We start from the raw sequence: 11708 nt of genomic DNA, 5'->3' as shown, positions 1-11708 counted from the left end.
GCATCATTCAATCTAACAACCTCTTTCTATTTAATAATTTCAATATTAACAAACTAAAATATAGCTCCCAATCTTTTTCCGAATTTTACAACTGGTAATTTTTTAACAATTGAACTCTCTACATAACCAATCCTATTTTAAGTTTGCTTCCATATATCAGAATTCCTAAATTTATTACCTTCAGCGGTATCATCCAGTGATTTTCTACCATATATTTTATCTTCTACTACAAACTAAATTATCATTCCATCTACCAAATCAACACCTGCTTCAATAGATTCGCTAGTTGCTACACCTATCGTTTGTTATAAATAAAATTTTAAAATAGCTGTCAATTTATTTCTTCAAAATGATTGAAAACCTGACATTCCCTATTTGCTGAAAACTTACCTTGTCATGTGTTAAGTCTGGTTAAGTACATCTAATTGTTACTACAAGATTATGATTTAGCTCTTATCTCTTCTTAACTTATTTTATTTAAGCCATTGCACTTCATAACCCTATTTGCTATCTTAAGTTTTAGAAAATACTATTTACACTTTATTTGTTAATTAGTATTTTTAAAATTATCATATAAAACTTTACATGTTTTGTATAGAGCGTTTACAGTTTTTTTACACTTTGTTTTATCTCGCTCTTTTTATTTTAATAACTTTGAAAAGGAATCTCTAAATAATGAAAAACATAAAATTAACATTATCTTTTATATCACCAGTCATTTCCACCTCATTAATTTTAAGGAATGTTGTATCTTTTGAAACTCTAGAAGAAATCAAAAGTAAGCATTCGAATGCAAACTTTACAGTCAACATCTGAGATGACTCATTTACATACTATTATGGTCAAAATGCTCTATCATACCCACAACATTCTGAACCAAGTATCAATGACACCAACAAATAAAAACAATTTATATACACCAAGGCAATGTACCTTCTATGTATTTGATAAACGTGCAGCAGATGGTAATACTATCAGCACATTTTGGGGAGATGCTAAAAACTGGGCAAGCCAAGCACAAGCTGATGGTTTTATAGTTAATAATCAACCTAAAAAAGGTGCTATTTTCCAAACACCCATAGGCGTTTGGGGACATGTCGCTTATGTAGAACGCGTCAATATGGATGGTGGTGTGTTTATTTCCGAAATGAACTATATTGCACCATACAGCGTATCTACACGTACTATTTCTGCTTCAGAAGCACGAAATTATAATTATATCCATTAATAATATGCAATATTAATAAAATATATTTAACCAAAATAATTAATGAGGTGACCTATGAAAAAGATATGCAGCACCATTATCATTTCTACTTTACTACTAGGAGGATGCAACAATTTGAATAATTCTTTCACAAACAAAGTCCCTGACACCATGCCTGTAAACGAATATAAAGGCCAAGGTTTTCAACCTCATGCTGAAAAGAAAGCCATTGAATTAGCAAAGAAACATTATAATGAATATGCAGAATTAGGAGAAAGATTCTTTCAAGATAATTTCGGTTTGAAGGTTAAAGCTACTAATGTGGTCGGCAGCGGAGATGGTGTGGAAGTGTTTGTCCATTGTGATGATCATGACATCGTGTTTAATTCTAGCATTGTTTTAACATCGGACTCTTTAGGTCATAAAGGATCAATGCGTGCTAAAGGTGAAAGCGATGAACTTTCTACCCAAATTGGAAAAGTAGTCAGCGGCTTTGACTACAAAGCCAACAAGAAAGAATACGATGAACTTTATCAATACTTCAAAGATAATCAAAAAAAATACGGTTATTACGGGTTTACTAAAGAAGCTATAAATAAAACTCAAAATTCTGGTTATCAAAACGAATTTTTTTGGATTAGTGGAGATCCTATGACATTAACAGATTATCATGAAAAACTTTATCCTTTGATTACTGAGAATGGAAAAACATTCAAAAATAAATATTACAGCGTTCAAACATCACTACATAATCAACCTAAATTTGAAATCGTCACTAACTTATTCTCTCGTGATAAAAGCTATAATAGAAAATCTATGTCAAAGAAAGTAGTAGAAATATCTAATGATATTGAGAAATCTATACCTAAAGAAATTCAAGTAAATATATTAGCTACAGATCAAATAATCAATACTAACTCTGCAAGATATAACCAAAATTATAATCATAGAGTTGAATGGAGTATAAATAATGAATGAAATTACAGAACGCGATAAAATTGAATTAAGTAGCTATTGAGTATATCAAGATATGAATAGTAAAACTCTAATAAATGTTAATGAAAAATATTCAAATAAGAATGGCAGCCTCAATGCAGTTACATTTGAATTATTATATAAAGACAAAGGAACTGGTCAACAATTCATTGCTTTTCAAGGTACAAATAACACTGAAAAGCTAAATCCAAACAACCCTTTAAGACTTTTTTAGCTAATGACTGGCTAGAGAAGGTAAAATATACATTAACCTATACAAGTTATGAAATTACCACTTACGAAGGTACACAAAATGGAAATACTAGAACTTCTTATGGAGTATATGAAAGTAAATAATAAAATTACTGAACAAAATAAATACTTTGATAATGTTCATTTTAATAAATAAATATTAATAACGCACCGAAATCACTTGGATAACGGTGCGTTATTGTTTAGATATCTAATTCTTCTATACGCATCATATGATTAATCAAACCTGCGTAAAAGCCTTGTAATTCTTGGCCTGTGTGTTTAAAGTCTAAAGCATCTAGACCGACAAAATCTAAATGATCCCAACCTTTCATGACTGGTGTCACTTGCCAGATGCCTTTTTTCAAGCCGTCTGTAAATTCGGTGAAAGCTTGCCCTGTTGGATAGAGTGAAGAGACCACAGAAACGATACCGTCATTTGGACGCAATGCTTGGTTCTCCTCACTTCCAATGACACGACTCGTTGAATCAAAAAGGAAGAATTGTCCAATATCAGGGATATGATTTCCCGTTAAACCTTCATGACTCGCCAAACCTGTATAAGTTGTATAAACAATGTTAGGGTTCATCGGTGTCATTCGATTTAATTTTTCTGAGCCTTCTGATGTTAAATCATACATCGCATTATCATCAGTATCCCAAAGTTTACTTTGCGCAACACGTTGTGCGTATTCAATATAAGATTCATTTTCTCTTTGTTTGAATCCCCATTTTTCAAAGCCAAAATCGATATTTGCGAGTTTGCCTCCGCCCATACGTCCTAACGCATAAACGATATCTTTAAAGGCTTTTTCATTACCGATACGATCCGCTGCGGCTGAACCGTTATGCGGTGTGCCTAAAGTTGTAATAGAGGCAATCATATGGTCTTTCCCTCCTTCAAATAAAGAGGAGATTGTTCCACCATGTTGACGTTGGTAATCTATTTCTTCTTGATTACCAAAGCGTAAAAAACGTTCTAAAAGGCGGATTGTTTGTCCACCCATACTGTGGCCGACCATATGCACCTTTTTGCCAGGCGCCCATTCATGAAAGACCCCTGCATAAGTTCTGCCATATCGAGAATGTCCATATTTCTCCGCATGCGCCGCGCCATAATCTACTGTGCCGCCTTTAATATAATAATATAACTCTATTGCGCGATCATAATTACTGCTGAAAGCACCTACACTCGCTTCATAAGCTTCGTATCCTTTTTCACGCAGTCCATCTATCACACGATACTTATCTCCACCCCAATAATTAGGATATAAGTCTGGTTTTATTTCACCTGTAAAGCCCATAAATCCATGTACAAATATAACTGGATATTGATTAATCGCTTGTTGTTCTTTATTAGTTTTTAAACTTTCTTTATGTGGAACAGGTGCTTGTTGGACTGTACGTTGCGTTGTTTTTGTTTGAGTTTCTTCTGTTTTGGCTGCTTCTTCTTTTGGTGTCGCTTCAGTTTTCTCATTATCCTCTTGTGATATGAGAGTTGATTTGATTTCTGGCGCAGTAGCGGTTTTCGGTTCTACTTCTGACGAAACATGCGTCTGCGCTATTTCTTCTTCAGAAGTTGAGGACGTTTTAGAAAACGTTTCTGTATTTTTAATCTCTTCATTTTTATTTTCAGGTGCTTCTACTTGTTGGATGACATCTTCTGTAACCTTTTGTGCTTCATAGCTTGTCACAGAATCATCATCTACTTGTACTGGTTGTTCGTACTGTTTTAGTTGTAGTGCTTCACTATGACTAGGTTTCTCTTGATTTGTTTGTGATCCTTCATGAATCTGAGATGAAGAAGCTTCTTGTTCAAGGTTCATAGTATCTTGTTCCTGTGTATTCTTTTCTGAAGATGATATATTCACATGATTTGTTTGTGTTTCAGAACGTTTTGTAGAAAAATCTGGTTGTGTTTCAACCTGTTGTGCTGTTGTTATATCTTCTGATGGTAACGGTTGTTCATCATTTTGTGTATGTTCCGCTTCTACCTGTGTTTCGTGGTGTGTTTGTGAGGATTCTTCCGCTTGTGCTGACGTGCTTAAACCCATAAATATAAAGGATGCGATAAGTGTTGATCCAGCTCCGACTGTAAACTTTCTTATCGCATAGTGAAGGTGTGTTTGATTATTTTTCTTCATTTTGAATTGCTCCTATTCTAGTGGTGTCCTTCACTAAAGAAAAATAATAACGTGCTCCCATAATATAGATGAATAATTAACTGTACTACTTTAAAATAACACATTTCTGTGTCACTCAGTGTTAATTTTCTTATTTGTTATATTTCTTTTACATCATTTTTATTTTGTCTGATGGTAAATATCGTAAACTTCTCCTGTTTTCATCTGACGGTCTTCAGCGACTTGTTTAATCGCCTTTTTCGGTTTCATATTTTGACGGATATAATGTTCAACATGTTCATGAATATCCAACTCACTGAACCATTCTGTCTCTTCTTTTGGTGCTGCACCCTCTATTAAGATAACAAATTCACCTTTAATCGGAATGTCACTATTTGTGACCGCTTCTACCAATGTTTTAACCGGTGCCGTCTGAATCTCTTCAAACTTCTTAGTTAATTCTCGACCTAAAGCGACTGGTCGTGTTTCATCAATTTCCGCTATAGCTTTTAGCGTATCTGCCACACGAAACGGACTTTCATAAATAATTACAGTAGAAGCTTCAAACATACGCTGTTCAAGTACTGTTTTTTTATCTTTAGCTTTTCTCGGTAAGAACCCGACAAATGTATACACAAACGAAGGTAATCCGCTTCCCATCAACGCAGTCAACCCTGCATTCGGTCCAGGAATCGGCACCACATCAATACCTGCTTCACGCGCACATACCACTAATTCATAACCCGGATCACTGATTAACGGTAAGCCGGCATCAGAGACTAATGCGATATTGTGCCCTTCTAATAAAAGTTCAATTAAAGGTTCAGTCTGCGTTTCTTTATTATGTTCATGATAAGATTTTAAAGGTGTCTCAATCTCATAATGATGACATAATTTCTTAGTGACACGTGTATCTTCACAGGCAATCATATCGACAGATTTTAAAGTGTCTACTGCACGAAATGTGATATCTGCTAAATTTCCGATGGGTGTTCCGACTAAATAAAGTGTTCCCATGTTATTGCTTGCCCCTTTCAATGAGCTGTAATTTTTGTGTTCTCGTGAATGTTTTAATTTCATACTCACGTTTCATCGCTTCTGACTTTGTTTCATAACCTTCTTGATAAAGTAAAACAACGGGACGCCTTGTTTTAGTATACTTGGCACCTTTACCCGCATTGTGCTTTTCGATTCTTGCTTGAACGTTATTAGTATACCCAGTATATAATGTGCCGTCTTTACATCGTACGATATAAATATAATGTTCAATTGCCATAATAAATCGCACTCATTTCTTTAGTATATTGGCCATCTGCTGTATACATATAAAATGGCGGCGCAATATCCAAACCAGGTTTGCCGTCTTTACGTCCTTCTACAAGAATCGCATGCGCTGCTTTACCAGGTTTACTATAAACCATTGTCAGCTTTTTCGGTTCAATACGGTGTTGTCTGAATTCAAATAATATATCCATTAAACGTTCTGCACGATGTACTATGACAAAACGACCGCCTTGTTTCAATAAGTGCTTTGCGGCATTCACACAATCAGCCAGTGTACACATTACTTCATGACGCGCAATTTTATGTGCTTCTTTTTGATGTTGATGCGTTTGAATGGTTTTGAAATACGGCGGATTACATGTGACAACGTTATAACTTGAAGGTTGAAAGTGTTGTTGAACATGTCTTAAATCCATTTCATACATTTGAATACGTGCTTCTAAATGGTTATGACGAATACTGCGCTCAGCCATATCCACCAATTGTGGTTGGATTTCAATCGCATCTATCATGTGATTTCCTTTGTCTGAAAGTAATAAAGGAATGACGCCATTACCTGAACATAAATCCATTACTTTGTCGCGTTTTCTAAGCTGGGTAAAATGGCCTAATAATAAAGCATCCGTCGAAAAGGAAAAGACTTCATCATTTTGAATTATTTCTAACTGTTCTTTTAATAGACAATCTAAACGTTCATTTTCTTTCAACATGATTTTCTCCAATTTTTGATTAAATATGTATAAATGAGAACCTCTTCAGGTTCTCATTCAAGCCTTCAAATAGAATATGACATTCTTTTGATATATTAAAACAACCGCATTTTAGGATTGTTCTTCTAATGTTTGTAAACAAAATAAGCAATCTTCACCATTACGATGTTTACCGAATAAATCGCCTTTACAGATATGGAAGCCTTCTTGATATAAAATCGCTAAGTTCTCCTTACTGCTTAAACGAGGTTTCTTTTTCTCTTTAGACTTTTGCTCAGGCTTATCTGAAACATCTGTTGATTCAGTTCCTGTTTCTTGTGAACGGCCGATTAATTGTTTCAAATGTTTATTTTCGACTTCCAACGCAACATTTTCTTCTATAAGCTGCATGGTGATGGTCTTTAATTCCGCCGTGTCTTGATACAATTGTTTAACATTGGTTTCAAGACGCAATAGTCTCTCCATTATTTCTCTGCGTTCCAAAAGCCTGTGGCCTCCCTTAATAGATTGCTTCTAAATCATCAACTGAGTATTCTAAAGGTTGTTCTAAACCTTCAACTTTGACTTGCATTGAAATATCTAACATATTCAAGCCTACCACTGTACCTTGACCATCAGGTGTATCTATTTTTGTTCCTACATCAGGTAATTGTTCTCTGGCAGCTTCATATTGATCATTTTCATATTTTAAGCAGCACATTAAACGACCGCAAGCACCTGAAATTTTTGTAGGATTTAATGATAAGTTCTGATCTTTTGCCATTTTAATCGATACAGGTTCAAAGTCACCTAAGAACGTTGAACAACATAGTGAACGGCCGCAAGGTCCGATACCACCAAGTAATTTAGCCTCATCACGTACGCCGATTTGACGTAATTCAATACGAGTTCTTAACTTTGCGGCTAAAATCTTTACCAACTTTCTAAAGTCGATACGATCATCCGCAGTAAAGTTAAAAATCACTTTTGATTTATCTAATGTGTACTCACAATTGACTAAACGCATTTCTAAACCTAATTCTTCTACAGATGCTTTACAGAAATCCATTGCAGCATCTGCATCTTCTTCGTTGCATGCACATTGTTCTAAATCATTATCAGTTGCGACACGAATGATTTGTTTTAAAGGTAATGTAACATCTTCCTCATCTACCTTTAGTGCAGCATCTTTGACATCACCGACTTCTACACCACGTTTAGATTCTACAACAACTCTGTCACCACAACAAAGTTCAGCATCTTCAACCGGTGCATAATACTCAAGCTTACCAGCTTTTTGGAATTGTACGCCAATCACTTGAAGCATTTAGCCCACCCCCTTAATTACGATTTGTTCAAATACGAGTGTTGGATTCACATTTTGTGTTAATTTCTTATGTGCCTCCGTTATATGATCATACATATGCGTTAATTGGTCATATGTTAAACGTTGTGCATATTGTTTAATATCTGTTTCTAATTCAGAGAATACCAAGTATCCTGAAATGTCTGCTTTTTCGTGCATAATATCTTGGAAGAATGCATTCACGACTGACAATGTCAGTTGTTGCAGCTTTTTATTTTTAGCTGCTTTCATTAAATCGACCAAAGCAATTAAAGCCATTGCACGATTCGTCAGCAGTAATTGGCACCAATTGATAATGTTTTTGCGTAAATTTGCTAAATCATACTCCTCATTCAGCGCACGAGCTTCTTCGATTTGTGAGGTATAGGTACTCAACATTTCAGCAATCGGTTTAGATATCTCTTGTTCTTTCAGACGTTCCACGAGTTGTGCTTGTGACATCGGTTTAAAATAAACATGCTGACAACGCGAATGGATTGTACTGAGAATTTGTTCTGGTTTCGTCGACAGCAATATCGCAATCGTATTTTCTGGCGGTTCTTCTAAGAACTTTAAAATACTATTCTCACCTTGAACGGTAAGTTTCTCAAAACCGTTAATAATATAGACTTTGTGACTGCCTTCAACAGGTAATTGATTCATCACATGAACTAACGCTTCAATCTTTTCTTTTTTCAGATTTGCCTCATCTGTTGTGACATATCTAAAATCAGGATGATTGAAACCGTCAACTTTCGCTTGGCATATTTCATTGTCATTGCATAGTATCAACTTCGCAAAAGCCATAGCCGTTTGCTGCATCGTTTGTGCATCATCGCCTTCAAACAAATAGGCGTGCGAAAGCTTTCCAGATTGATACGCATTCGTCAATCTTGATAATTCATCCATTCAATTTGTCACCTTTCCATAATGAAAAAGGGCAGGAACTCATGAGTTTAATCATTGATTGTCTTTATACAATCTCGATTACACGCTCGTCCCGACCCCCACTATTTATAGACTGTAATTATGTCGAATCATAGATTCATGTCATGTTTCTCATTAAAATCTGTGGAACGCATCAACAGGCATTACGAATACTGTCGCGCCGCCGACTTCTACTTCAACTGGATATGGAATGTAAGAGTCTGCACTGCCGCCCATTGGCGTAATTGGTGATACAAGTTGTTCTCTGTTTCCACATGTTTTATTGATAACATTTAGTAAATCATCTACTTTGTCATCATCAACACCGCATAGGAATGTTGTGTTTCCTGCGCGTAGGAATCCACCTGTTGTCGCAAGTTTAGTAGCTCGGAAATTATTTTTGACGAGTTGGTCAGACAACTCTTGACTATCTTGGTCTTGAACAATTGCAATTACCATTTTCATAACTAACACCTCTTTGTAATATTATAGCATATTGTGATGGTAGAGCCTGTTTAAAACTAAATAAAAATAACTAAAATGATGTCTGATTTCTTGATGTTTTCTATTAATATTTTACCTTCATCTTTTAGGTCTGCTGTAATTAAAGTTTAACAAATTATACTACGTGAACCTGCACGCTTGCAACAACTTCCAAAGCAATCATCTAAAGCTTATGCTTGGCTAGACAAATGTTGGACAATTGCTTGATAAGCAGCATCAACAACCGCCTCAATAGATTGATTTGCGTCAATGACCGCAAAACGCTCTGGTTCTTGTTCGATTAATTGATGATACCCTTCAATGACCCGTTGATGAAATGTGATACTCTCATGATCCAAACGATTCATGTCTCGCGCATTGCTTTGAATCCGTGCTCTTCCCGTTTCAGCGGTAATGTCTAGATACACTGTTAAATCCGGATACAAACCATTAATCGCAAATTCATTAATTGCTCTGACTTCCTCTACACCAATACCTCTCGCATAACCTTGATAAGCAAGCGAACTATCGATATAGCGGTCACACAATACTACTCTTCCCGCTTTTAGCGCTGGTAAGACTTTTTCTACTAAATGTTCTCTGCGTGATGCCGCAAATAATAAGGCTTCGGTACGCTCATCAACAGCTTCGCCTTCTAATAAAATTTCTCGAATTTGTTCTGCAGCGGGTACGCCGCCAGGTTCTCTTGTTGTTAAGACTTCAAATTGTGCTTGTAAACGCTCTGAAACTTGGTTTAAGACCGTTGTTTTACCAGAACCCTCTGGTCCTTCAAATGTAATAAATGCTGACATATTATTCATCCTTAATATTTATAGTTCTATGCTTTATACCTTCTACTCTAATTCCCTGTGCTACCCAGTCTTCCATAATATCGATCATTTCATGATGAATATGTTCACCTTTATAAAACACCGGTATACCTGGTGGGTAAGGTACAATGTGTTGGGCTAACAATTTACCTGCAGCTTCACTAAAATCGATACTTTTCATTTTAGTTATTGTCACAGGCTGATAATATCCAAAGTGTTTAGGCATTTTTGGAATACTTACTGTAACCTCGTCTGTCGACTTCGGTAACTTTAATGCTTTAATCCGTTCTAATAATGATTCAAATGGGAACCGATCACCTTTATGCCACATCGGCAACACTAACAATACTTGTATTTCATCTGCGAGTTCTACATAAAGATGTTGTGTTTCTAACCATTGTTGGATGTCATAGCCTGTATACCCTGCGTATGTCAAAGTAATTTTAAGTGGATCATCCATCTCATGAACTTCTAATCCTTTAGTGCTTAATGCATCAAGTAGACGTTGACGTTGTGTGAAAAAATAAGTACTCTCATATGTTTTATAAAATTGATGGGCGCGCTCTAAGCCTGCCATTAATAAATATGAAGGACTTGATGATTGAAAGTAAGTTAAATACTCCTTCACTTGTTCTCGATAAGGCGCATTTTTATGTATGAAGATTACAGAGCTCATAGTCAATGCAGGCAAACTTTTATGATAAGACTGTACGACATAATCTGCCCCGAAAGAAAGTGCAGATTTAGGGAAACCATCTAATCCAAAATGTGCACCATGCGCTTCATCTACTAACACAGGTGTACCCTTCGCGTGTTGTTCATTAATAAATGAAGCAATATCGAATAATTCACCGTAATAGTTAGGGTATGTCACGATCGCTAGACTATTTGTACCTTCTTTTTGTTCAATGCGTGGCGCTACATATTGATGGGTTACATCACTGACAGTCATCGGTAAAATTTCTGCATCTTTTTGAGCTAAATCTAAACCATGAAAAACTGATTTATGTACATTACGGCTCATCACAATTGGTGCCTCTTGTTTTGCGGTTGCTTGAATCACTGATAAAAGACCTGAAGTTGTGCCATTTACTAAATAAAAGGCATCATAATCTGGATGCTTGTCTAAGGTATGCATACTTTCTTTTAATATGCCTTCAGGATGATGCAAGTCATCAAAATCAGTAATCTCAGTAATATCCATGGCTAAATCCATCTCATGTAATGTCCCGATTGTCATGTTTTTATGGCCAGGTACATGAAAAGAAATAGGTTGTTGTTTTAGAAAAGATTTAAGCTGATGATTTAATGGCAAATTCATTTTTCCACTACCTTCAATTTGGTAATTAACTCTTATTTTAACATATTTGAATCTACTTCAACGATGAGAAATGAAAGAATTCTTCTCGTTTCATTATCAAAAATTAAAAAATGGCATAAAAAAAGAGACCCTTTACAGGATCTCGTGTTTGCCTGGCAACGTCCTACTCTTGCGGAACGTAAGTCCGACTACCATCGGCGCTAAAGAGCTTAACTTCTGTGTTCGGCATGGGAACAGGTGTGACCTCTTTGCCATTGTCGCCAGACAATGGA

At 35.7% G+C, this 11708-nt stretch carries 11 protein-coding genes, 1 rRNA gene and 1 pseudogene; 2 read left to right on the top strand and 11 right to left on the bottom strand.

The annotated features are described in order from the left end of the window. Positions 1-895: 895 nt before the first annotated feature. Together BU038_RS10265 and BU038_RS10260 are read left to right on the top strand one after the other, a co-directional pair. A pseudogene (locus tag BU038_RS10265) lies at positions 896-1228 on the top strand (CHAP domain-containing protein); the annotation flags it as partial. A 54-nt stretch (positions 1229-1282) separates the two neighbouring features. Beyond that, positions 1283-2185: a DUF1672 family protein gene (locus tag BU038_RS10260; protein ID WP_107605961.1), complete on the top strand. Its 903-nt coding sequence runs from the start codon at positions 1283-1285 to the stop codon at positions 2183-2185. A 452-nt stretch (positions 2186-2637) separates the two neighbouring features. Here the strand turns inward: BU038_RS10260 and lip are convergent, their stop codons facing one another. The 11 genes from lip to rrf form a co-directional block, all read right to left on the bottom strand. After that, positions 2638-4578, bottom strand: coding sequence for a YSIRK-targeted triacylglycerol lipase (gene lip, locus BU038_RS10250; protein WP_107605959.1), 1941 nt, complete (start codon positions 4576-4578; stop codon positions 2638-2640). 159 nt (positions 4579-4737) lie between these two features. After that, the gene (gene rsmI, locus BU038_RS10245; RefSeq protein WP_107605958.1) at positions 4738-5574 is read right to left on the bottom strand and encodes a 16S rRNA (cytidine(1402)-2'-O)-methyltransferase; all 837 of its coding nucleotides are present in this window, start codon (positions 5572-5574) and stop codon (positions 4738-4740) included. Between the two features lies 1 nt (position 5575). After that, on the bottom strand, positions 5576-5833 hold the full coding sequence (locus BU038_RS10240) for a GIY-YIG nuclease family protein (RefSeq protein WP_023016290.1): 258 nt from the start codon (positions 5831-5833) through the stop codon (positions 5576-5578). Then, positions 5823-6551: a tRNA1(Val) (adenine(37)-N6)-methyltransferase gene (locus tag BU038_RS10235; RefSeq protein ID WP_107605957.1), complete on the bottom strand. Its 729-nt coding sequence runs from the start codon at positions 6549-6551 to the stop codon at positions 5823-5825. The genes BU038_RS10240 and BU038_RS10235 overlap by 11 nt, the downstream gene beginning before the upstream one ends. Positions 6552-6662: 111 nt before the next feature. Beyond that, a complete protein-coding gene (yabA, locus tag BU038_RS10230) occupies positions 6663-7034 on the bottom strand; it encodes a DNA replication initiation control protein YabA (RefSeq protein ID WP_002481888.1) in 372 nt (123 codons plus the stop codon). A gap of 16 nt (positions 7035-7050) precedes the next feature. Further along, on the bottom strand, positions 7051-7857 hold the full coding sequence (locus BU038_RS10225) for a PSP1 domain-containing protein (protein ID WP_107605956.1): 807 nt from the start codon (positions 7855-7857) through the stop codon (positions 7051-7053). Then, on the bottom strand, positions 7858-8784 hold the full coding sequence (locus BU038_RS10220) for a DNA polymerase III subunit delta' C-terminal domain-containing protein (protein ID WP_023016293.1): 927 nt from the start codon (positions 8782-8784) through the stop codon (positions 7858-7860). A gap of 153 nt (positions 8785-8937) precedes the next feature. Then, positions 8938-9267, bottom strand: a complete 330-nt coding sequence (locus tag BU038_RS10215; RefSeq protein WP_002481885.1) for a cyclic-di-AMP receptor — start codon at positions 9265-9267, stop codon at positions 8938-8940. 209 nt (positions 9268-9476) lie between these two features. After that, positions 9477-10097 carry a dTMP kinase gene (tmk, locus tag BU038_RS10210; protein WP_107605955.1) on the bottom strand — a complete coding sequence of 207 codons (621 nt, stop codon included), beginning with the start codon at positions 10095-10097 and terminating at the stop codon, positions 9477-9479. A 1-nt stretch (position 10098) separates the two neighbouring features. After that, positions 10099-11436 (bottom strand): lysine decarboxylase, encoded by a 1338-nt coding sequence (locus BU038_RS10205; RefSeq protein WP_107605954.1) that lies wholly within the window; start codon positions 11434-11436, stop codon positions 10099-10101. 150 nt (positions 11437-11586) lie between these two features. Then, positions 11587-11701: ribosomal RNA gene (gene rrf / locus BU038_RS10200) — 5S ribosomal RNA — on the bottom strand. Between the last annotated feature and the right edge of the window lie 7 nt (positions 11702-11708).

It is taken from the genome of Staphylococcus simulans, assembly GCF_003043455.1.
Lineage (GTDB): Bacteria > Bacillota > Bacilli > Staphylococcales > Staphylococcaceae > Staphylococcus > Staphylococcus simulans_A.
This window is presented reverse-complemented; position numbering and strand designations above follow the sequence as displayed.

Coding starts and splice junctions, on each gene's coding strand:
- BU038_RS10215 (WP_002481885.1), bottom strand. CDS start 9,267: ATGAAAATGGTAATTGCAATTGTTCAAGACCAAGATAGTCAAGAGTTG.
- BU038_RS10220 (WP_023016293.1), bottom strand. CDS start 8,784: ATGGATGAATTATCAAGATTGACGAATGCGTATCAATCTGGAAAGCTT.
- BU038_RS10240 (WP_023016290.1), bottom strand. CDS start 5,833: ATGGCAATTGAACATTATATTTATATCGTACGATGTAAAGACGGCACA.
- lip (WP_107605959.1), bottom strand. CDS start 4,578: ATGAAGAAAAATAATCAAACACACCTTCACTATGCGATAAGAAAGTTT.
- tmk (WP_107605955.1), bottom strand. CDS start 10,097: ATGTCAGCATTTATTACATTTGAAGGACCAGAGGGTTCTGGTAAAACA.
- rsmI (WP_107605958.1), bottom strand. CDS start 5,574: ATGGGAACACTTTATTTAGTCGGAACACCCATCGGAAATTTAGCAGAT.
- BU038_RS10205 (WP_107605954.1), bottom strand. CDS start 11,436: ATGAATTTGCCATTAAATCATCAGCTTAAATCTTTTCTAAAACAACAA.
- BU038_RS10260 (WP_107605961.1), top strand. CDS start 1,283: ATGAAAAAGATATGCAGCACCATTATCATTTCTACTTTACTACTAGGA.
- BU038_RS10235 (WP_107605957.1), bottom strand. CDS start 6,551: ATGTTGAAAGAAAATGAACGTTTAGATTGTCTATTAAAAGAACAGTTA.
- BU038_RS10225 (WP_107605956.1), bottom strand. CDS start 7,857: ATGCTTCAAGTGATTGGCGTACAATTCCAAAAAGCTGGTAAGCTTGAG.